Genomic DNA, 18600 nt, shown 5'->3' on the forward strand with positions numbered 1-18600 from the left:
GAGCTTCAGCGCTCTCCCACCAGTCGGCGGCGCATCGCTGCTTCGCGCTCCAGCCGGGCCATGTCCCGTTCCCGGCGCGCGGCCATGACCGCGGCGAGGAGGTCCTGGGGGTGGGTGCCGGGTGGGGGTGGTGGTGCGACGTAGGCCGAGACGTCGGCCGCCAGCCGTGAGCCCAGGTCGTGACGCGTGCGGCTGTCGAGCGTCGCCGCCCGGCCGAGGTATTGCCGGATCGCCAGCGCGAGGCCCGTCGGCAGGGTGGCCAGATCCGCGTTCTGCGCCCACGCCTGCAGGTGGGGTGGCATCAGGGCCGCGGGCGCGAGTCGCAACCGCACGCGCTCTCGCACGACATAGGTGCCGGCTGCATGGTCACCGAGCCGCTTGCCCTTCGCTGACAGAAGCGCGGAGAAGAACGCCGGTGTGCCGGTGAAGGCATAGATCTCGACGAAGCCCACCAGTGCCCGGACGAAGGCGTGCTGGAACGACACGGGGCCGGCGTCGTCACGGACGGCTCGCAGGCCGCAGGCCCATTTGCCCAGCGAGCGGCCACGGGTGAGTGTCTCCACCGTCGTCGGTATGGCGATGAACACCGTGATCAGGGTCGCGACGGTGGCGACGTGGAACAGCGCCTCGCCGCTCTGCAGCGCGGCCACGCCGAGGACCACGAAGACGACGACCAGCAGCACCAGCGTCACCACGATGTCGATCAGGCCGCTGACGATCCGGGAGCCGAGGCTGGCGGGGGCAGGTCGAGCGCGACCGCCTCGCCCGTGACGTGGTCGTCGACGGTGAGGCTGGCGAAGGCAGGACCAGGGCTCGACATCGCTGCCAGCATAGGCTGGGGCCGTGGACCTCGACGCCTACGTGCTGGCTCATCAGGATGCCTGGCGTCGGCTCGAGGAGCTCACGTCACGACGCCGTCTCCGCGATGCCGACAACGACGAGCTCGTCGACCTCTACCAACGGGTCGCGACCCACCTCTCGGTCGTGCGGACCTCGGCCCCCGATGCCGCACTGATCGCCTACCTCTCCTCGATCCTGGCCCGGGCGCGGCTGCGCACGGTGGGGACGCGAGCGACGACGTGGAGCAGCGTCGGCACGTTCTTCACCGACCGGTTCCCGGCGGCGCTCTACCGTCTGCGCTGGTGGTGGATGGCGACGCTCGCGGCCAACGTCGTGGTGACGGCCGTGATGATGTGGTGGCTGCTGCAGAACCCGGCCGTCGAGCAGAGCATGCTCACACCCTCGGAGGTCGACCAGCTGGTCAGCGAGGACTTCGAGAACTACTACAGCGAGCACGCCGCCTCGCACTTCGCGGCCCAGGTGTGGATCAACAACGCATGGGTCGCAGCCCTGTGCCTCGCCCTGGGGGTGCTCGGTGCGCCGGTGATCTATCTGCTCTTCCAGAACATCGCCAACCTCGCCGTGATCGGCTCGATCATGATCCGGCACGACCACGGCGCCCACTTCTGGGGCTGATCAGTCCCCATGGGCTGCTGGAGCTGACGGCCGTCTTCGTCGCCGGGGGAGTCGGCCTGCGCCTGTTCTGGTCCTGGGTCTCGCCCGGCGACCTCACCCGGTCCCAGTCGATGGCGCGTGAGGGCCGGACGGCCGGAACGGTCGCCCTGGGGCTCGTCGTGGTGCTGTTCGTCAGTGGCGTCATCGAGGCCTTCGTGACCCCGTCGGGCCTGCCGACTCCGGCCAGGGTCGGGATCGGGGTGGTCGCCGAGCTCGCCTTCTTCGCCTACGTCTTCGTCGTCGGTCGCAACGCGGTGGCTCGCGGACACACCGGCGACATCGATGCAGCCCTGCTCGAGGACCGCGTCGCGACCCAGGCCTGAGCCGGCTCAGAGCAGGCCGCGGGCCTTCAGGGTCAGGTAGTGGTCGGCCAGGGCCGGCGGCAGGGCCTCCGCATCGGCATCCACCACGTCCACCCCGAGGGCCGTCAGGATCTCCCCGGCCCGCTGTCGCTGCTGGATCACGACCGCTGCGGCAGCCGCCCCATAGACCTCGCCCAGGGTGTCGCGCCTGTCCTCGAGCCGATGCAGTGCCGGGTCCGCGACGGAGGCGACGACGACGCGGTGGTGGCGCAGCAGGGCAGGCAGCACGGGCAGCAGGCCCTCGATCACCGATGCCGGCTCGAGGGGGTCAGGAGCACGACGAGCGCACGTTGGCGACCCAGGCTGTTGACCGCCCCGGCCAGGGCGCGCCAGTCCGCCTCCGCGATCACCGGCTCGAGGTCGGCCATCGCGTCCTGGAGGGTGGCGGCGACGTCGCGGGCACGTGCCGCACGCAACCGGGTGCGGACCTGTCGATCCCCGGCGAGGAAGTCCACCCGGTCGCCTGCCCGGGCGGCGAGCGCCGCGAGGAGCAGCGCCGCGTCCATGGCCGAGTCGAGTCGGGGCACGTCGCCGACCCGGGCTGCGGAGACGCGCGAGGTGTCCAGGACGAGCACGACCCGACGGTCGCGTTCGGGTTGCCAGGTGCGCACGACCACGTTGCGGTTGCGGGCAGTGGCGCGCCAGTCGATGGCGCGCACGTCGTCCCCGCGGACGTATTCGCGCAGCGAGTCGAACTCCGTGCCGGCACCACGGGTGCGCACGGCGGAGCGCCCATCGAGCTCGCGCAGGCGCGCCAGGCGCGAAGGCAGGTGCTTGCGCGACTCGAAGGCAGGCAGCGAGCGCAGCCTCCCGGGCACGTCGATGGTCGACTGCCGGGCCGCCAGCCCCAACGGGCCGGGGATCCGCACGGTCACCCCGACCGCCCGCAGGTCCCCTCGACGACGGGGACGCAGGGCAGTGATGAGCGGCAGCGTCTGGCCGGCGTCCAGCCGGACCGGGTGACGGTTGCCGGTGGCGCCCGCAGTCGGCTGCCAGGCGTCACGCACCGTCGCACGCACCAGCATCCTGCCCGGATTGCTGATCAGCAGGCACGACTGCGACTCGGCGCCCAGGCGCACCGGTGGCAGGTCCGCACGGCGGACGGTGAGGCGGTCGGGACGAGCGGCCAGCAGCCAGTCCGCGAGCACGACCACGCTGACGAGCAGCACCCACAGCCACACGGTGCTCATGGCTGGTCGCAGCACCACGGGCACCATGCCCAGGAGCAGCAGCAGGGGAGTGCGACCGGTGATGACCATGGCGAGGACGAGGCTCCGCCGGTCTCAGCGGGGGACCGGGACGGAGTTGAGGGACGACGTCAGCACGGCAGCCACGTCGACCCCCTCGAGCTCGGCCTCGGGACGCAGCGCCAGGCGATGGACGAGCGTCGCGTGCGCGAGTGCCTTGACGTCGTCGGGCGTGACGAAGTCGCGACCGGTCAGCCATGCCCAGGCTCGGGCTGCTCGCATCAGCGCAGTGGCGCCACGCGGGGAGACTCCCAGTGAGAGCGACGGGGACTCGCGGGTCGCCCGCGCGATGTCGACGATGTATCCGGCCACCTCGGGGGAGACCTGCACGGAGCGTACGGCGACCTGCCCCGCCTCGATGTCTGCTGGCCCGGCCACCGGCACCACCCCGGCTGCCAGCACGTCGCGGGGGTCGAAGCCCGCCGCGTGCCGCGCGAGGATCTCCAGCTCGTCTCCTCGTCCCGGGACGGGGAGGATGATCTTGAGCAGGAACCGGTCGAGCTGGGCCTCCGGGAGCGGGTAGGTGCCCTCGTACTCGACGGGGTTCTGTGTCGCGGCGACCAGGAACGGCCGTGGCAGGGGACGCGAGGTCCCGTCGACGGAGACCTGGCCCTCCTCCATCGCCTCGAGCAGGGCCGACTGTGTCTTGGGTGGGGTGCGGTTGATCTCGTCGGCCAGCAGGAGGTTGGTGAACAGGGGCCCCTCGCGGAAGGTCAGCTCACCGGCGCGCCCGTCGATGACCATGGAGCCGGTGATGTCGCCGGGCATCAGGTCGGGAGTGAACTGCACGCGCCGCGTCCCCACGTCCAACGCCGCCGACAAGGTCCGCACCAGCAGCGTCTTGGCGACGCCGGGCACACCCTCCATCAGGACGTGACCGCCGCACAGCAGCGCCACGAGGAGGCCGGAGACGGCCGCTTCCTGGCCGACGACAGCCTTGGCGACCTCGGCGCGGACCTCGCCGAGCCGCTCACGGGCGGCTCGGTGGTCGGTGGGCTCGTCAGTGGTGTGGCTCATGTGCGGCGTACCTCTCTGTCTAGCTCGGCCAGCTTCGTGGCCAGGCGGATGAGTTCGTCGTCGGCGCCCGGTGGGGCGGCGCCCTCGCCGATCAGGTCTTCGATCTCCGCGACCGGACGACCCACCCGCGCGGCGACGTCTCGCGCGAGGGCGCCGCCGTCGTCGGGCGGCAACCGCAGGTGGGAGGCAAGAGCGGTGCGCGTCGACCTGCGCAGGACCTTTGCGGCGTGGGCGCGTGCCGAGGCTGCGCGATAGAGGCGACCGCGCGCCTCGGTGCTCTCCAGTGACCGCACGGAGACGGGCAGCGGCTCGACGGCGAGCGGGCCGAGCCGCCGGCCTCGCCACCAGACCACCGCGAGCGTCGCGATCCCCGACACCCACAGCCCCGGGACGAGCCAGGCGGGCAGCAGGGTCCGCAGGCTCACACCGTCCGCCGCGACGAGATCCTCGACGCTGGGGACGTACCAGACCAGCCGCTCGCGCTGACCCAGCAGGCGCAGCGCGACAGCGGCGTTCTCGGCTCGCAGGACCTGATCGTTCTCGAGGATCCCGGGGGCGCCCAACAGGACGAGGTCTTCATCTGCGGAGGCCACGAGCCACCCGGAGCCCTCGGCGAAGCAGCCGACGCTCGTGGCATAGGAGGTGGCCACATCAGTCTGGATCGACAGCGGCGACAGGTCACCCAGGCCCGTGTCCGTGCACTCACCTGCTCGCTGCTCCGGCATCCGGTCGGTCGTGGACTCGACGTCGACGCCGAGGGCCTTGATCGTCCCCGGACCGGGCTGCGCGACGACGATGGTGCTCCTGGCCGCCGTCGACCTCAGCTCCTCGGCCGTGCTCTGACCGAGGCTGTCGGCGGAGGTCACCACGACCGTCGTCGACGCGTCGGGCCGGCTCTCGATGAGCGCGGCCGCCGACCGCACGACGTCGACGTCGACGCCCTCGGCTGCGAGCACGCGGGCCAGGGCGCGCGCTCCACGGGGGCCAGGGTTGTCCGGATCGAGGTCGGCGCCGGTCTGCGGACCGTTGCTCGCCAAGACAGCGACAGCCAGGGCGAGCACGGTGCCCACGCCGACGACGAGCAGCGCGCGATGGCGCTGGAGCCAGGTCCTCACCGGACGCCGGCCAGCTCGTCGTCGAGGGACATGACGAGGAGTGCCTGTTCGCGGGTGGCCTCGCGATCGCCATACAGCACCAGCTCGAAGAGGCGGGCGCTCTCCGACATGCGCTCCGTGCTGTGGGGGTATGTCGAGCGCAGCGCCTCGACCACTTCACGGGCCGTGGCGCCCGGGGTCTCGTCCAGCCTGCCCACCTCGACCTGACGCGTCGCCAGGGCTCGGAACGCGTCGACCAGGGCGTCCGAGCACCGAGCCTCGTCGAGCGCGACCTGTGCCCGCTCTCGCCACTCGCGAGCCGTGACGGACCTGTCGGGGACGACCTGCCGATCGCCGTTGATGCGGCGCGGCGCGGAACGCACGCGTGTTGCCAGCCAGATGAGGAGGACCACCAGGGCCAGGCCCACGACCATCGCTGCCAGGGCGGAGAGCGGAGGTGCACTCGACGCGGCGGTGAGGACGTCGACGAAGAGACGCCCCAGCCCGTCCAGCAGCCGCCGGAGCAGGTCGTCCTGGTGGTAGGCGGGGTCCAGGAGCTCGCCGCGCAGGAGGTTGCGACCTTCCTCCGGTGTCGGGTCGAGGGGAGGGTCCGGCGCCAGCAGCGTCGTCACGACTGGATGATCCCCGCCCGTTGCATCAGAACGACGTCGAAGGCCTCGGTCCGCATGCGCAGGTCGATGTACTGCAAGGTGGCGACCGCCGTCGTGAAGGGCGCGACGAAGGCTGCCGCGATCACCGACGCCAGCGCCTGGCCGATGATGAGCAGGAAGAGGCCGGCTTCGCCGGGGAGGCCGCCCAGCAGCACACCCTGGCTGAGGATGCTGATCGGCGCCGAGAGCATCGATCCGGCGATCTGGGCGATCACATAGGTGAGGAGCCCGATGCCCAGGGTGCGCCAGAACGCCGTGCTGCTGAGGGTGAAGCCACGACCGACCGCAGTCATGATCCCGCGATCCTCCAGCATGAGCGCCGGAACCGGCAGGTAGTAGACGCGCACCCAGAACCACAGCAGGAAGGCGAGGAAGGCCGGGACGCTGACGAGCCCGAACAGCAGTGGTCCCTGCCAGCCGTCGGAGACGGCGACCACGACGACCCACATCACGACATAGGTCACCACGATCAACGTCGTCATGATGCCGAGCAGTGCCGTCAACCCGATCAGGCGCCACCTCTTCCCGCGCGTGGCGGCCCACGCCTCGCCGAGCGAGAGGCGGCGCCCCACCGAGGCGGCAGCCACGACGTGAGCGATCATCCCGCCGACCAGGACGAGTCCGATGCCCTGGAGGAGCGTGCCGACGACCAGCGAGCCGCCGACGCCCACCAGTCCCGCGACGTCCTCGCCGCTCATCACCGGACTCGGTTCGGTGGGCGAGGCGCTGAAGGCTTCGCCGGCGATCGAGAGGTCCAGCAACGCGCCCAGCAGCGCCGTCACGAGCACCGGGACGGCCATGGCCACGGCCGCCACGAGGACCGCCGATCCCACCGTGGCCTTCGGGTTGAACCTGATGATCTTGAACGCTGCGTCATACATGTCGCTGAGCGTGAGGGGGCGGAGCGGGATGGCCCCGGGCTTGTGGGCCGCACCGGGCACCGGAGGTGGCACGTGCACGGGGGCGGGGACGACGTCGGGGCGCCGTTGGGCTCCTGGGCGCGCGGGGGATGCCCAGGGTGCCATCCCGGCGGCGGTGGATACTGATCCGACATCGACTCCCCCTGGTCACGGACGTAGGGAGCAATCCTGTCAGGTCGTCCCACGCGGGCGAACCGGGCCCGATCCATCCTGATTTGGCGCGGCAGGCGATGTCTGCCAAGATAGTCCGGTTGCTCCGGTGGGTCACCAAGTTCGTGACTGGCGGGGTGTGGCAGCACTTTGACTTCTGAATCGCGTCTCCCAAGGATCGATGAAGTCTCTGCGTGCGCCTCACCGCACCAGAATCGACCTGGAGACCCGATCAGCCCGACGAACCCGTCGGGTGCCCTCCACACACAACACATCGAGATCCAGGTCTCGTGTCATGCCTGACAGGCGCGACACGCCCGACCGCGGGGGTCGGTGTGTGAGATCGATAAGGACGAGAGAGACCTATGGCGGGACAGAAGATCCGCATCAGGCTCAAGGCCTATGACCACGAGGTGATCGACACCTCGGCGCGCAAGATCGTGGACACCGTCACCCGTACGGGTGCCAAGGTCGCCGGCCCCGTGCCGCTGCCGACCGAGAAGAACGTGTTCTGCGTGATTCGCTCGCCCCACAAGTACAAGGACTCGCGCGAGCACTTCGAGATGCGCACGCACAAGCGTCTCATCGACATCATCGACCCGACTCCCAAGACGGTCGACTCCCTGATGCGCCTCGACCTGCCTGCCGGTGTCGACATCGAGATCAAGCTCTGAGGTCTGATATGAGCACTCTGGAACGCAATGTCAAGGGACTGCTGGGCACCAAGCTCGGCATGACCCAGTTCTGGGACGCCGACAACAAGGTCGTCCCCGTCACCGTGATCGCCGCGTCGACCAACGTCGTGACCCAGGTCCGCCAGCCCGAGATCGATGGCTACAACGCCATCCAGGTCGGCTTCGGCGAGATCGAGGCCCGCAAGGTCAACAAGCCTGAGGCCGGTCACTTCGCCAAGGCCGGCGTCACGCCGCGCCGCCACGTGGTCGAGATCCGCACGGCCGACGCAGCGTCGTACACCGTCGGTCAGGAGCTCAGCGCCGAGCTGTTCGCCGCTGGCGAGGAGATCGACGTCACCGGCACGAGCAAGGGCAAGGGCTTCGCCGGTGTCATGAAGCGTCACGGCTTCCACGGCGTCGGCGCCTCCCACGGTGCCCACCGCAACCACCGCAAGCCCGGCTCGATCGGCGCTTGCGCGACGCCCGGGCGCGTGTTCAAGGGCACGCGCATGGCTGGCCGCATGGGCAACGACACCGTCACCACGCAGAACGTCACGGTGCACGCCATCGACGCCGAGAAGGGCCTGATCCTCCTCAAGGGTGCCGTTCCCGGCCCCCGGGGTGGCCTCGTGGTCCTGCGCTCGGCCGCCAAGAAGACGCAGGAGGCGTGAGCATGGCTACCAAGACCAACAAGGTCGACCTGCCGAAGGACATCTTCGGCGTCGAGGTCAACGTCGCGTTGATCCACCAGGTCGTCGTCGCGCAGCAGGCCGCTGCCCGCCAGGGCACGCACTCCACCAAGCGTCGCGGCGAGGTCCGCGGTGGTGGACGCAAGCCCTACAAGCAGAAGGGCACCGGCCGCGCCCGTCAGGGCTCGACCCGCGCTCCGCAGTTCGCCGGCGGTGGCGTCGTCCACGGTCCCAAGCCGCGTGACTACAGCGAGCGGACCCCCAAGAAGATGAAGGCTGCCGCCCTGCGCGGTGCCCTCTCCGACCGGGCCGTCAACGACCGCATCCACGTCGTCGACTCCTTGGTGACCGGCGACAAGCCGTCCACCAAGGCTGCGCTGGCCTCGCTGCTCGGTCTCAGTGACCGGGTGCGCTTCCTGGTGGTCCTCGAGCGCAGCGACACCCTCACCTGGCTCTCGCTGCGCAACGCGCCGCAGGTGCACATCGTGGCGGTCGACCAGCTCAACACCTATGACGTGCTCGCCAGCGACGACGTCGTGTTCACGCAGGGCGCCTACGACGCCTTCGTGAGCGGCGCCGCCAAGGCAGCCAACGCCCGCAAGGCCACGATCGTCGAGGCTCCGGCCGCCGACGCCGTGATCGAGGACGAGCCGAAGGTCGCCAAGAAGGCTGCCGCCAAGAAGTCGGCCAAGCCCGCTGCTGCTGAGGAGGACGACAAGTGAGCACCCTGCACAAGGACCACCGCGACATCTTGATCGCGCCGGTCGTCTCCGAGAAGAGCTACGGCCTGCTCGACGCCAACAAGTACACCTTCATCGTCCGCCCGGACGCCAACAAGACCGAGATCAAGATCGCGGTCGAGAAGGTCTTCAACGTCAAGGTGACGTCGGTCAACACGATCAACCGCCAGGGCAAGACTCGTCGGACGCGCACCGGTCTCGGCAAGCGCGCCAACACCAAGCGCGCGATCGTGTCCCTCGCCGAGGGCCACCGCATCGACATCTTCGGCCAGGTCGGCTGACCCGGAACAGGATTGATGACACATGGCTATTCGTAAGTACAAGCCGACCACCCCGGGCCGTCGCGGCTCCTCGGTGGCCGACTTCGTCGAGATCACCCGGACCACGCCGGAGAAGTCGCTGACGCGTCCGCTGCCCAAGAAGGGCGGCCGCAACAACCAGGGCCGGATCACCACCCGGCACCAGGGTGGCGGTCACAAGCGGGCCTACCGCATCATCGACTTCCGTCGCTACGACAAGGACGGCGTGCCGGCCAAGGTCGCTCACATCGAGTACGACCCCAACCGCACGGCGCGGATCGCGCTGCTGCACTACGCAGACGGCGAGAAGCGCTACATCGTCGCGCCGAAGGACCTGACCCAGGGCACGCCCGTGGAGTCCGGGCCCAACGCCGACATCAAGCCCGGCAACAACCTGCCGCTGCGCAACATCCCGGTCGGTACGACCATCCACTGCGTGGAGCTTCGACCGGGTGGCGGCGCCAAGATCGCCCGCTCGGCCGGCAACTCCGCCCAGCTGGTGGCTCGTGAAGGCAGCCGCGCCACGCTGCGTCTGCCCTCGGGCGAGATGCGCTTCGTCGACGTGCGCTGCCGCGCCACCGTCGGCGAGGTCGGCAACGCCGAGCAGTCCAACATCAACTGGGGCAAGGCCGGCCGCATGCGCTGGAAGGGCAAGCGCCCGACCGTGCGTGGTGTCGTCATGAACCCGGTCGACCACCCGCACGGCGGTGGCGAGGGCAAGACCTCCGGTGGTCGCCACCCGGTCTCCCCGTGGGGCAAGCCCGAGGGCCGGACGCGCAAGCGCAAGGCCTCCGACTCCCAGATCATCCGTCGTCGCAAGTCCGGCAAGGGTAGGAAGTAACCGACATGCCTCGCAGCCTGAAGAAGGGCCCCTTCATCGACGACCACCTTCAGAAGAAGGTGGACGCCGAGAACGAGAAGGGCAGCCACAACGTCATCAAGACCTGGTCACGCCGGTCGATGATTGTGCCCGACATGATCGGTCACACCATTGCCGTCCACGACGGTCGCAAGCACGTTCCCGTCTTCGTGACCGACTCGATGGTCGGCCACAAGCTCGGTGAATTCGCCCCGACGCGCACCTACAAGGGTCACGTCAAGGAAGACCGGAAGGGGAAGCGTCGATGAGTGTCACCGAGCGCCAGCGCACGAGCGCCCGTCGCGAGACCCTGCTGGGCGACCAGCCCGGAGCCTTCGCGAGCGCCCGCTACGTCCGCATCACCCCGATGAAGGCTCGCCGTGTCGTCGACATGGTTCGCGGCCTTCCCGTCGCCGACGCACTCTCCCTGCTGCAGTTCGCGCCGCAGGCTGCGTCCGAGACCGTCTACAAGGTCCTCGAGAGCGCCGTCGCCAACGCCGAGACCACCGAGGGCCTGGCCGCGGCCGACCTCGTGGTGTCGGTGGCGATGGTCGACGAGGGCCCCACGATGAAGCGTTGGCGTCCGCGTGCGCAGGGTCGCGCGACCCGCATCAACAAGCGCACCAGCCACATCACGCTGGTCGTTCAGCCTGCGGCCGTCGCCGCCGCCAAGAAGAACGCCGGCGCGTCCAAGAACGCCAGCGCCACCGAGAACGGAAGGGGTGCCTGATGGGTCAGAAGATCAACCCCAACGGCTTCCGCCTGGGCATCTCCACCGACCACAAGAGCCGTTGGTACGCCGACAAGCTCTACAAGTCCTACGTCGGAGAAGACGTCGCGATCCGCAAGCTGCTCTCCAAGGGCATGGAGCGGGCCGGCATCTCCAAGGTCGAGATCGAGCGGACGCGTGACCGAGTGCGCGTCGACATCCACACTGCGCGTCCGGGCATCGTCATCGGTCGCCGTGGCGCCGAGGCCGACCGCATCCGCGGTGAGCTCGAGAAGCTCACCGGCAAGCAGGTGCAGCTCAACATCCTCGAGGTCAAGAACCCCGAGGTCGACGCCCAGCTCGTCGCTCAGGGTGTCGCTGAGCAGCTCTCGGGTCGTGTCCAGTTCCGCCGGGCCATGAAGAAGGCCATGCAGACCTCGATGCGCTCGGGTGCCAAGGGCATCCGGATCCAGTGCTCGGGTCGTCTCAACGGCGCCGAGATGTCTCGCACCGAGTTCTATCGCGAGGGTCGCGTCCCGCTGCACACGCTGCGTGCCGACATCGACTACGGCTTCTACGAGGCCAAGACCACGTTCGGTCGCATCGGCGTCAAGGTGTGGATCTACAAGGGTGAGGTTGCCGGCACGCGTGCCGAGCGCCAGGCCCAGGCCGCTGCTCGCGCCGGTGCTCCCGGCCGTGGTGGCGCAGGTGGCCGCCCGACGCGTGGCGGCGAGCGTCCCAGCCGCGGCACGCGCAGTGACCGTCCCGCCCGCACCGACGCACCCGCCGAAGCCGCTCCGGCGGCGACCGAGTCGGCCGCCCCGTCGGGCGAGCCCGCCGTGTCGACCCCCGGACAGGAGGGATGAAGCCATGTTGATGCCCCGTCGCGTCAAGCACCGCAAGCAGCACCACCCCAAGCGCAGCGGTGCGGCCAAGGGTGGCACCACGCTCGCCTTCGGTGACTTCGGCATCCAGGCGATCGAGGGTCACTACGTGACCAACCGACAGATCGAGTCGGCCCGTATCGCCATGACCCGCCACATCAAGCGAGGCGGAAAGGTCTGGATCAACATCTACCCGGACCGTCCGCTGACCAAGAAGCCTGCCGAGACCCGCATGGGTTCGGGCAAGGGCTCCCCCGAGTGGTGGGTGGCGAACGTCAAGCCCGGCCGCGTCATGTTCGAGCTTGCCGGTGTGGATGAGGAGACCGCTCGTGAGGCCATGCGCCGCGCGATGCACAAGCTCCCCATGAAGTGCCGGTTCATTTCCCGCGAGGCAGGTGAATTCTGATGAGCAGCAAGCAGTCTGCCCACGAGCTCGACGAGCTCAACGCCGTTGACCTCGAGTCGAAGCTGCGTGAGGCCAAGGAGGAGCTTTTCAACCTCCGATTCCAGGCGGCCACCGGCCAGCTGGAGAGCCACGGCCGTCTCCGGACGGTCAAGAAGGACATCGCCCGGATCTACACCGTGGTGCGTGAGCGCGAGCTCGGCATCCGCAGCACCCCGGGTAGCACCAAGACTGAAGAGGCCAACGCATGAGCGACACCACCGAGACCAGCCAGGACGAGAAGCGCAACCAGCGCAAGGTCCGCGAGGGCCTGGTCGTGAGCGACAAGATGGACAAGACCATCGTCGTCACGGTCGAGGACCGCGTGAAGCACGCGCTCTACGGCAAGGTCATGCGTCGTACGTCGCGCCTCAAGGCCCACGACGAGCAGAACCAGTGCGGCATCGGCGACCGGGTCCTGATCATGGAAACCCGTCCGCTCTCGGCCACCAAGCGCTGGCGCCTCGTCGAGGTGCTCGAGAAGGCCAAGTGACTTCGAGGCTCCGGCCTCGAGCTCCATCTCATCAACATTCAGTTCGGCCAGGCTCGCGATCCACTGAGATCACGAGAACCGGCTCGACAACCAGGAGAAACCAATGATCCAGCAGGAGTCGCGACTCAAGGTCGCCGACAACACCGGTGCGAAGGAAATCCTCTGCATCCGTGTTCTCGGTGGCTCGGGACGTCGCTACGCCGGCATCGGTGACGTCATCGTCGCCACCGTCAAGGACGCGATCCCCGGTGGCAACGTGAAGAAGGGCGACGTCGTCAAGGCCGTGGTCGTACGCACCGTCAAGGAGCGTCGCCGTGCCGACGGTTCCTACATCCGCTTCGACGAGAACGCCGCCGTCATCCTCAAGGCGGACGGTGAGCCGCGCGGCACGCGCATCTTCGGCCCCGTCGGCCGCGAGCTGCGCGAGAAGAAGTTCATGAAGATCATCTCGCTCGCGCCGGAGGTGTTGTGAGAGATGGGTAAGCAGAGCATGAACATCAAGAAGGGCGACACCGTCAAGGTCATCGCCGGCAAGGACAAGGGCGCCCAGGGCAAGGTCATCACGGTGCTCCGCGAGGAGCAGCGCGTGATCGTCGAGGGTGTCAACCGCGTCAAGCGGCACACCAAGGCGGTCCAGGGTGGCAACACCGGAGGCATCATCACCGCCGAGGCCCCGATCCACGTCAGCAACGTGATGCTGGTCGAGGGCGACGGCGTCACCCGCGTCGGCTTCCGCCGCGACGAGGTCACCAAGCGTCGTCCCGACGGTTCGACGTACTCCGCCCAGCGCAGCGTTCGCGTCTCGCGCAAGACCGGCAAGGAGATCTGAGATGGCTGAGACCACCCAGACCACCGAGTCCTCGATCCCGCGGCTCAAGACCCGCTACCGCGAGGAGATCCTCCCCGCGCTGCAGTCCGAGTTCGAGATCAAGAACGTCATGCAGGTCCCCGGCCTGACCAAGATCGTCGTCAACATGGGCGTGGGCGAGGCTGCTCGCGACTCCAAGCTGATCGAGGGCGCGATCAAGGACCTGACCGCCATCACCGGCCAGAAGCCGTCGGTGACCAAGGCCCGCAAGTCGATCGCGCAGTTCAAGCTGCGTGAGGGGATGCCCATCGGCGCCCACGTCACGCTGCGTGGCGACCGCATGTGGGAGTTCCTCGACCGCCTGCTCTCGCTGGCGCTGCCTCGCATCCGCGACTTCCGCGGTCTCAGCGACCGTCAGTTCGACGGCCGCGGCAACTACACCTTCGGTCTGACCGAGCAGGTCATGTTCCACGAGATCGACCAGGACAAGATCGACCGTTCACGCGGTATGGACATCACGGTCGTCACCACCGCGACCAACGACGACGAGGGCCGCGCGCTGCTGAAGCAGCTCGGCTTCCCGTTCAAGGAGAACTGACATGGCGAAGACTTCTCTCAAGGTCAAGGCCGCTCGCAAGCCCAAGTTCGCGGTTCGCGGCTACACCCGCTGCCAGCGGTGCGGTCGACCCAAGTCCGTCTACCGCAAGTTCGGCCTGTGCCGGATCTGCCTGCGCGAGATGGCCCACCGCGGCGAGCTGCCCGGCGTGACCAAGTCCTCCTGGTAAGCCACCAGACTTCACCTCACAACCGCTGAAGGTCCGCCCAGCGCGGAAACCACAGAAGAGAGAGAACATCCAGCTATGACCATGACCGACCCGATCGCAGACATGCTCACGCGTCTGCGCAACGCCAACCAGGCGTACCACGACGAGGTGTCGATGCCCTTCAGCAAGATGAAGGCCGGCCTCGCCGAGATCCTCCAGCAGGAGGGTTACATCACCTCCTTCAGCGTTGCCGAGCCGGCCGAGGGCGAGGTCGGCAAAACGCTGACCGTCACGCTCAAGTACGGCCGCAGCCGGGAGCGCTCGATCGCGGGCGTCCGCCGCATCAGCAAGCCCGGACTGCGGGTGTACGCCAAGAGCACCGGCCTGCCCAAGGTACTCGGCGGCCTGGGCGTGGCGATCATCTCGACCAGCCAGGGCCTGCTGACCGACCGTCAGGCCAACCAGAAGGGCGTGGGCGGCGAAGTCCTCGCCTACGTCTGGTAACCCGGACTACTAGACCAGAAGGAGAAACAAGCATGTCGCGTATTGGCAGGCTCCCCATCCCGGTCCCGTCCGGTGTCGATGTTGCCATCGACGAGTCGACGGTCACCGTCAAGGGCCCCAAGGGCACGCTGAGCCACACCGTGGCTTCGCCCATCATCGTGGAGAAGGGTGAGGACGGCGTCGTCTCGGTCAACCGCCCCGACGACGAGCGCAACAGCCGCTCGTTGCACGGTCTGACCCGCACCCTGATCAACAACATGGTCGTCGGTGTCACCGAGGGCTACGAGAAGAAGCTCGAGATCGTGGGCGTGGGTTACCGCGTGCTGCCCAAGGGCCCCACGCAGCTGGAGTTCCAGCTCGGCTACTCCCACCCGATCGTCTTCGACGCACCCGAGGGCATCACGTTCACCACCGAGTCGCCGACCAAGCTCGGTGTCGTCGGTATCGACAAGCAGCTCGTGGGTGAGGTCGCGGCCAAGATCCGCAAGCTGCGCAAGCCGGAGCCCTACAAGGGCAAGGGCGTGCGTTACTCCGGCGAACACATCCGCCGCAAGGTCGGAAAGGCCGGTAAGTGACATGGCTATCTCACTGTCGAACAACAAGCACACCGCTGCGCGCGTCAAGTCGCGCCTGCGTCGTCAGGTCCGGGGACGCAAGCGCATCTCCGGAACGCCCGAGCGTCCGCGCCTGGTCGTCACCAAGTCGGCCAAGCACCTCTCCGTCCAGGTCGTCGACGACCTGCAGGGAGCGACGCTGGCCTATGCCTCCACCATGGAGGCGGACGTCCGCGCCGCAGCAGGTGACAAGACCGCCAAGGCCACGAAGATCGGTGAGCTCGTCGCTGAGCGCGCCAAGGCCGTAGGCATCGACGCTGTCGTCTTCGACCGCGCCGGCAACAAGTACCACGGTCGCATCGCGGCCCTTGCAGACGCCGCCCGTGAGGGCGGACTGTCGTTCTGATCGCCAACGCGGTAAGAGAGAGATCTTAGATATGGAGCACATCTCATGAGCGGAGCCCAGCGCGGACAGCGCAGCGGCGGCTCGGGCGACCGTCGTCAGCGTGACGACCGTCGCGGTGGCGGCGCTGAAAAGTCTGTCTACATCGAGCGCGTCGTAGCCATCAACCGAGTCGCCAAGGTCGTCAAGGGTGGTCGACGCTTCAGCTTCACCGCCCTCGTGATCGTCGGTGACGGCGAGGGTCTCGTCGGTGTCGGCTACGGCAAGGCGAAGGAAGTTCCTGCGGCGATCGCCAAGGGCGTCGAGGAGGCCAAGAAGGCATTCTTCAAGGTCCCTCGCATCCAGGGCACCATCCCGCACCCGGTGCAGGGTGAGAAGGCCGCAGGCGTCGTCCTGCTCCGTCCGGCTTCCCCCGGTACCGGCGTCATCGCCGGTGGCCCGGTGCGTGCCGTGCTGGAGTGCGCCGGCATCCACGACGTCCTGAGCAAGTCGCTCGGGTCGTCCAACCAGATCAACATCGTCCACGCCACCGTGGCTGCGCTGAAGATGCTGGAAGAGCCCGAGCAGGTGGCCGCCCGTCGCGGCATGTCCGTCGAGCACGTCACCCCGGCTGCGATCCTCAAGGCTCGCGAGGCCGGCAAGGTCGAGGCAGCTGCCGCTGCCGCTGCGGGGGTGTCTTCCTGATGGCACAGCTCAAGGTTCAGCAGAACCGTGGTCTGGTCGGCCTCAAGGCCAACCAGCGCGAGACGCTGCGCACGCTCGGTCTCAAGAGGATCGGCGACGTGGTCGTCAAGGAGGACCGCCCGGAGATCCGGGGCATGGTCAACACTGTCCGTCACCTGGTGACGGTCGAGGAGGTCGACTGATGACGCTCAAGCTGCACCACCTGCGTCCGGCTCCCGGCGCCAAGACCGCCAAGACCCGCGTCGGTCGCGGTGAAGGCTCCAAGGGCAAGACGTCTGGTCGTGGAACCAAGGGCACCAAGGCCCGCTACCAGGTCCCGGTCGCCTTCGAGGGTGGCCAGATGCCGATCCACATGCGTCTGCCCAAGCTCAAGGGTTTCCGCAACCCGTTCAAGGTCGAGTTCCAGGTCGTCAACCTCGACAAGCTCGGCGAGCTCTTCCCCCAGGGCGGGACCGTCACTGTCGACGACCTCGTCGCTGGCGGCGCCGTCCGCAAGGGCAAGCCGGTCAAGGTGCTGGGCCAGGGCGACATCAATGTCGCCGTCCAGGTCAGCGCCGCGGCCTTCTCGGGCTCCGCCAAGGAGAAGATCGAGGCCGCCGGCGGCAGCACCACGGTGGTCTGAGGACCATCTCCTGGCTTCAACGATGCGGCCCGGTCGAACAGTGGGAACTGTCCGACCGGGCTCGTGCGTTCACCCAGGGGTCCGCGCGGTGCGGTCACTGTTAGGCTTCCCCGGGCCCTCGGGGAGGTAGTCCGAGGGCTTCATCGGTCAGGGCGGTCTCAACGCCTGCTCCGGCAACGTTCACGAAAGAGGATCCTGTGCTCAGCGCGTTCGCCAACGCTTTCCGCACGCCGGACCTGCGGCGCAAGCTGCTGTTCGTCCTGCTGATCGTCCTTATCTTCCGGCTCGGGTCGCAGGTGCCGACGCCCGGCGTCCACGTGGCCAACGTGCAGGCGTGCCTCCAGGACGTCGAGGACCAGGGGCTCTATCAGCTGGTCAACCTGTTCTCCGGTGGTGCGCTGCTCCAGCTGACGATCTTCGCGCTCGGGATCATGCCCTACATCACAGCCTCGATCATCCTGCAGCTCCTCGTCGTGGTGATCCCGCGACTCGACACGCTGAAGAAGGAAGGCCAGTCCGGCCAGACCAAGATCACGCAGTACACCCGCTACCTCACGCTGGGCCTCGCCCTCCTGCAGGCGACCGGAATCGTGGCGCTCGCCCGTGCCGGCACGCTGCTGGGCACGACCTGCGACCGCGACCTGCTCCACAGCGACTCGACGGCGACCTTCCTGACCATGGTGATCACCATGACCGCCGGCACCGCGGTCATCATGTGGCTCGGTGAGCTCATCACCGACCGCGGCATCGGCAACGGCATGTCGATCCTCATCTTCTGCCAGGTGGTCGCGACCTTCCCGGCCTCGCTGTGGAAGGTGCAGACCACCGAGGGTTGGGTGACCTTCGGGATCGTCATGGTCATCGGGCTGATGCTCGTGGCGGCGGTCATCTTCATCGAGCAGGCCCAGCGCCGCATCCCGGTGCAGTACGCCCGCCGCATGGTCGGTCGCAAGATGTTCGGCGGCTCATCGACATACATCCCGCTCAAGGTCAACCAGGCGGGCATCATCCCCGTCATCTTCGCCAGCTCGCTGCTCTACCTCCCGGCGATGGCCGTCCAGTTCAACCCCGGCAGCAGCTCTCCGGTCATCCGAGTCATCAACGACTACTTCGTCGGTGGAGACCACCCTCTCTACATGGCGACCTACTTCCTGCTGATCATCTTCTTCACCTACTTCTACGTCTCGATCACCTTCAACCCTGAAGAGGTGGCGGACAACATGAAGAAGTACGGCGGCTTCATCCCCGGGATCCGGGCGGGCAAGCCGACGCAGGACTACCTCGCCTACGTCCTCTCGCGCATCACCTTCCCTGGAGCGCTCTACCTCGGCCTCATCTCACTGGTGCCGTTGATCGCGTTCGCGCTGATCAACGCCGACCAGAACTTCCCCTTCGGCGGCACCTCGATCCTGATCATGGTCGGCGTCGCCCTCGACACGGTGAAGCAGATCGAGAGCCAGCTCCAGCAGCGCAACTACGAAGGGTTCCTCCGTTAA

The 18600-nt window shown here is 68.1% G+C and carries 29 protein-coding genes and 1 pseudogene; 23 read left to right on the top strand and 7 right to left on the bottom strand.

The window, feature by feature from the left end:
* Positions 1 to 5: 5 nt before the first annotated feature.
* Positions 6 to 695, bottom strand: a complete 690-nt coding sequence (locus G7071_RS07910; RefSeq protein ID WP_246210576.1) for an RDD family protein — start codon at positions 693 to 695, stop codon at positions 6 to 8.
* Between the two features lie 535 nt (positions 696 to 1230).
* Here G7071_RS07910 and G7071_RS19115 point away from each other — a divergent pair.
* Positions 1231 to 1838 (top strand): annotated as a pseudogene (locus G7071_RS19115) (stage II sporulation protein M).
* A 6-nt stretch (positions 1839 to 1844) separates the two neighbouring features.
* Here G7071_RS19115 and G7071_RS19120 read toward each other — a convergent pair.
* Genes G7071_RS19120 through G7071_RS07940 form a run of 6 tightly spaced genes read right to left on the bottom strand, consistent with a single transcriptional unit; the run spans position 1845 to position 6787 of the window.
* On the bottom strand, positions 1845 to 2126 hold the full coding sequence (locus G7071_RS19120; protein ID WP_246210577.1) for a hypothetical protein: 282 nt from the start codon (positions 2124 to 2126) through the stop codon (positions 1845 to 1847).
* Positions 2123 to 3136 carry a DUF58 domain-containing protein gene (locus G7071_RS07920; protein ID WP_246210578.1) on the bottom strand — a complete coding sequence of 338 codons (1014 nt, stop codon included), beginning with the start codon at positions 3134 to 3136 and terminating at the stop codon, positions 2123 to 2125. Before G7071_RS07920 ends, G7071_RS19120 begins: the two co-directional genes overlap by 4 nt.
* 24 nt (positions 3137 to 3160) lie before the next feature.
* Positions 3161 to 4141, bottom strand: a complete 981-nt coding sequence (locus tag G7071_RS07925) for an AAA family ATPase (protein WP_166317079.1) — start codon at positions 4139 to 4141, stop codon at positions 3161 to 3163.
* Positions 4138 to 5256 carry a DUF4350 domain-containing protein gene (locus G7071_RS07930; protein ID WP_166317082.1) on the bottom strand — a complete coding sequence of 373 codons (1119 nt, stop codon included), beginning with the start codon at positions 5254 to 5256 and terminating at the stop codon, positions 4138 to 4140. The genes G7071_RS07925 and G7071_RS07930 overlap by 4 nt, the downstream gene beginning before the upstream one ends.
* A complete protein-coding gene (locus G7071_RS07935) occupies positions 5253 to 5867 on the bottom strand; it encodes a DUF4129 domain-containing protein (protein WP_166317085.1) in 615 nt (204 codons plus the stop codon). The genes G7071_RS07930 and G7071_RS07935 overlap by 4 nt, the downstream gene beginning before the upstream one ends.
* On the bottom strand, positions 5864 to 6787 hold the full coding sequence (locus G7071_RS07940) for a hypothetical protein (RefSeq protein ID WP_166317088.1): 924 nt from the start codon (positions 6785 to 6787) through the stop codon (positions 5864 to 5866). Before G7071_RS07940 ends, G7071_RS07935 begins: the two co-directional genes overlap by 4 nt.
* A 554-nt stretch (positions 6788 to 7341) precedes the next feature.
* Here G7071_RS07940 and rpsJ point away from each other — a divergent pair.
* The 22 genes from rpsJ (at position 7342) to secY (ending at position 18600) form a co-directional block, all read left to right on the top strand.
* Complete coding sequence (gene rpsJ / locus G7071_RS07945) at positions 7342 to 7650, top strand: 30S ribosomal protein S10 (protein ID WP_007078637.1); 309 nt, start codon at positions 7342 to 7344, stop codon at positions 7648 to 7650.
* Between the two features lie 8 nt (positions 7651 to 7658).
* Positions 7659 to 8321 carry a 50S ribosomal protein L3 gene (gene rplC, locus G7071_RS07950; RefSeq protein ID WP_166317091.1) on the top strand — a complete coding sequence of 221 codons (663 nt, stop codon included), beginning with the start codon at positions 7659 to 7661 and terminating at the stop codon, positions 8319 to 8321.
* Positions 8322 to 8323: 2 nt separating this feature from the next.
* Positions 8324 to 9061 (top strand): 50S ribosomal protein L4, encoded by a 738-nt coding sequence (rplD, locus tag G7071_RS07955; protein ID WP_166317094.1) that lies wholly within the window; start codon positions 8324 to 8326, stop codon positions 9059 to 9061.
* On the top strand, positions 9058 to 9360 hold the full coding sequence (gene rplW / locus G7071_RS07960) for a 50S ribosomal protein L23 (RefSeq protein WP_056887115.1): 303 nt from the start codon (positions 9058 to 9060) through the stop codon (positions 9358 to 9360). Before rplD ends, rplW begins: the two co-directional genes overlap by 4 nt.
* Before the next feature lie 22 nt (positions 9361 to 9382).
* Entirely contained in the window at positions 9383 to 10219 is an 837-nt protein-coding gene (gene rplB / locus G7071_RS07965) for a 50S ribosomal protein L2 (protein ID WP_166317097.1), read from the top strand.
* 5 nt (positions 10220 to 10224) lie between these two features.
* Positions 10225 to 10506 (top strand): 30S ribosomal protein S19, encoded by a 282-nt coding sequence (rpsS, locus tag G7071_RS07970; protein ID WP_166317100.1) that lies wholly within the window; start codon positions 10225 to 10227, stop codon positions 10504 to 10506.
* A complete protein-coding gene (gene rplV, locus G7071_RS07975; protein WP_166317103.1) occupies positions 10503 to 10967 on the top strand; it encodes a 50S ribosomal protein L22 in 465 nt (154 codons plus the stop codon). Before rpsS ends, rplV begins: the two co-directional genes overlap by 4 nt.
* Entirely contained in the window at positions 10967 to 11812 is an 846-nt protein-coding gene (gene rpsC, locus G7071_RS07980; RefSeq protein WP_166317106.1) for a 30S ribosomal protein S3, read from the top strand. Before rplV ends, rpsC begins: the two co-directional genes overlap by 1 nt.
* 4 nt (positions 11813 to 11816) lie before the next feature.
* A complete protein-coding gene (gene rplP / locus G7071_RS07985) occupies positions 11817 to 12236 on the top strand; it encodes a 50S ribosomal protein L16 (protein ID WP_166317109.1) in 420 nt (139 codons plus the stop codon).
* The gene (rpmC, locus tag G7071_RS07990; protein ID WP_166317112.1) at positions 12236 to 12484 is read left to right on the top strand and encodes a 50S ribosomal protein L29; all 249 of its coding nucleotides are present in this window, start codon (positions 12236 to 12238) and stop codon (positions 12482 to 12484) included. The genes rplP and rpmC overlap by 1 nt, the downstream gene beginning before the upstream one ends.
* On the top strand, positions 12481 to 12765 hold the full coding sequence (gene rpsQ / locus G7071_RS07995; RefSeq protein ID WP_166317115.1) for a 30S ribosomal protein S17: 285 nt from the start codon (positions 12481 to 12483) through the stop codon (positions 12763 to 12765). The genes rpmC and rpsQ overlap by 4 nt, the downstream gene beginning before the upstream one ends.
* Before the next feature lie 103 nt (positions 12766 to 12868).
* Complete coding sequence (gene rplN / locus G7071_RS08000) at positions 12869 to 13237, top strand: 50S ribosomal protein L14 (protein WP_166317118.1); 369 nt, start codon at positions 12869 to 12871, stop codon at positions 13235 to 13237.
* A gap of 3 nt (positions 13238 to 13240) precedes the next feature.
* A complete protein-coding gene (rplX, locus tag G7071_RS08005; protein WP_215727637.1) occupies positions 13241 to 13594 on the top strand; it encodes a 50S ribosomal protein L24 in 354 nt (117 codons plus the stop codon).
* A 1-nt stretch (position 13595) separates the two neighbouring features.
* Positions 13596 to 14171 carry a 50S ribosomal protein L5 gene (gene rplE, locus G7071_RS08010; protein ID WP_166317121.1) on the top strand — a complete coding sequence of 192 codons (576 nt, stop codon included), beginning with the start codon at positions 13596 to 13598 and terminating at the stop codon, positions 14169 to 14171.
* 1 nt (position 14172) lies between these two features.
* Complete coding sequence (locus tag G7071_RS08015) at positions 14173 to 14358, top strand: type Z 30S ribosomal protein S14 (protein ID WP_056599702.1); 186 nt, start codon at positions 14173 to 14175, stop codon at positions 14356 to 14358.
* Positions 14359 to 14433: 75 nt separating this feature from the next.
* Positions 14434 to 14841: a 30S ribosomal protein S8 gene (gene rpsH / locus G7071_RS08020; protein WP_166317124.1), complete on the top strand. Its 408-nt coding sequence runs from the start codon at positions 14434 to 14436 to the stop codon at positions 14839 to 14841.
* A 32-nt stretch (positions 14842 to 14873) separates the two neighbouring features.
* Positions 14874 to 15416 carry a 50S ribosomal protein L6 gene (gene rplF / locus G7071_RS08025; protein WP_166317127.1) on the top strand — a complete coding sequence of 181 codons (543 nt, stop codon included), beginning with the start codon at positions 14874 to 14876 and terminating at the stop codon, positions 15414 to 15416.
* Position 15417: 1 nt separating this feature from the next.
* Positions 15418 to 15801 carry a 50S ribosomal protein L18 gene (rplR, locus tag G7071_RS08030; protein WP_166317130.1) on the top strand — a complete coding sequence of 128 codons (384 nt, stop codon included), beginning with the start codon at positions 15418 to 15420 and terminating at the stop codon, positions 15799 to 15801.
* A gap of 45 nt (positions 15802 to 15846) precedes the next feature.
* Positions 15847 to 16482 carry a 30S ribosomal protein S5 gene (rpsE, locus tag G7071_RS08035; RefSeq protein ID WP_166317133.1) on the top strand — a complete coding sequence of 212 codons (636 nt, stop codon included), beginning with the start codon at positions 15847 to 15849 and terminating at the stop codon, positions 16480 to 16482.
* Positions 16482 to 16664: a 50S ribosomal protein L30 gene (rpmD, locus tag G7071_RS08040; protein ID WP_166317136.1), complete on the top strand. Its 183-nt coding sequence runs from the start codon at positions 16482 to 16484 to the stop codon at positions 16662 to 16664. Before rpsE ends, rpmD begins: the two co-directional genes overlap by 1 nt.
* Positions 16664 to 17104: a 50S ribosomal protein L15 gene (gene rplO, locus G7071_RS08045; protein ID WP_166317139.1), complete on the top strand. Its 441-nt coding sequence runs from the start codon at positions 16664 to 16666 to the stop codon at positions 17102 to 17104. Before rpmD ends, rplO begins: the two co-directional genes overlap by 1 nt.
* Before the next feature lie 197 nt (positions 17105 to 17301).
* Positions 17302 to 18600 carry a preprotein translocase subunit SecY gene (gene secY, locus G7071_RS08050; protein ID WP_166317142.1) on the top strand — a complete coding sequence of 433 codons (1299 nt, stop codon included), beginning with the start codon at positions 17302 to 17304 and terminating at the stop codon, positions 18598 to 18600.

Source organism: Nocardioides piscis (assembly GCF_011300215.1).
Taxonomy (GTDB): domain Bacteria; phylum Actinomycetota; class Actinomycetes; order Propionibacteriales; family Nocardioidaceae; genus Nocardioides; species Nocardioides piscis.

Coding starts and splice junctions, on each gene's coding strand:
- G7071_RS07920 (WP_246210578.1), bottom strand. CDS start 3,136: ATGGTCATCACCGGTCGCACTCCCCTGCTGCTGCTCCTGGGCATGGTG.
- G7071_RS07925 (WP_166317079.1), bottom strand. CDS start 4,141: ATGAGCCACACCACTGACGAGCCCACCGACCACCGAGCCGCCCGTGAG.
- G7071_RS07940 (WP_166317088.1), bottom strand. CDS start 6,787: ATGTATGACGCAGCGTTCAAGATCATCAGGTTCAACCCGAAGGCCACG.
- rpsJ (WP_007078637.1), top strand. CDS start 7,342: ATGGCGGGACAGAAGATCCGCATCAGGCTCAAGGCCTATGACCACGAG.
- rplC (WP_166317091.1), top strand. CDS start 7,659: ATGAGCACTCTGGAACGCAATGTCAAGGGACTGCTGGGCACCAAGCTC.
- rplD (WP_166317094.1), top strand. CDS start 8,324: ATGGCTACCAAGACCAACAAGGTCGACCTGCCGAAGGACATCTTCGGC.
- rplB (WP_166317097.1), top strand. CDS start 9,383: ATGGCTATTCGTAAGTACAAGCCGACCACCCCGGGCCGTCGCGGCTCC.
- rpsS (WP_166317100.1), top strand. CDS start 10,225: ATGCCTCGCAGCCTGAAGAAGGGCCCCTTCATCGACGACCACCTTCAG.
- rplV (WP_166317103.1), top strand. CDS start 10,503: ATGAGTGTCACCGAGCGCCAGCGCACGAGCGCCCGTCGCGAGACCCTG.
- rpsC (WP_166317106.1), top strand. CDS start 10,967: ATGGGTCAGAAGATCAACCCCAACGGCTTCCGCCTGGGCATCTCCACC.
- rplP (WP_166317109.1), top strand. CDS start 11,817: ATGTTGATGCCCCGTCGCGTCAAGCACCGCAAGCAGCACCACCCCAAG.
- rpmC (WP_166317112.1), top strand. CDS start 12,236: ATGAGCAGCAAGCAGTCTGCCCACGAGCTCGACGAGCTCAACGCCGTT.
- rpsQ (WP_166317115.1), top strand. CDS start 12,481: ATGAGCGACACCACCGAGACCAGCCAGGACGAGAAGCGCAACCAGCGC.
- rplN (WP_166317118.1), top strand. CDS start 12,869: ATGATCCAGCAGGAGTCGCGACTCAAGGTCGCCGACAACACCGGTGCG.
- rplX (WP_215727637.1), top strand. CDS start 13,241: ATGGGTAAGCAGAGCATGAACATCAAGAAGGGCGACACCGTCAAGGTC.
- rplE (WP_166317121.1), top strand. CDS start 13,596: ATGGCTGAGACCACCCAGACCACCGAGTCCTCGATCCCGCGGCTCAAG.
- G7071_RS08015 (WP_056599702.1), top strand. CDS start 14,173: ATGGCGAAGACTTCTCTCAAGGTCAAGGCCGCTCGCAAGCCCAAGTTC.
- rpsH (WP_166317124.1), top strand. CDS start 14,434: ATGACCATGACCGACCCGATCGCAGACATGCTCACGCGTCTGCGCAAC.
- rplF (WP_166317127.1), top strand. CDS start 14,874: ATGTCGCGTATTGGCAGGCTCCCCATCCCGGTCCCGTCCGGTGTCGAT.
- rplR (WP_166317130.1), top strand. CDS start 15,418: ATGGCTATCTCACTGTCGAACAACAAGCACACCGCTGCGCGCGTCAAG.
- rpsE (WP_166317133.1), top strand. CDS start 15,847: ATGAGCGGAGCCCAGCGCGGACAGCGCAGCGGCGGCTCGGGCGACCGT.
- rpmD (WP_166317136.1), top strand. CDS start 16,482: ATGGCACAGCTCAAGGTTCAGCAGAACCGTGGTCTGGTCGGCCTCAAG.
- rplO (WP_166317139.1), top strand. CDS start 16,664: ATGACGCTCAAGCTGCACCACCTGCGTCCGGCTCCCGGCGCCAAGACC.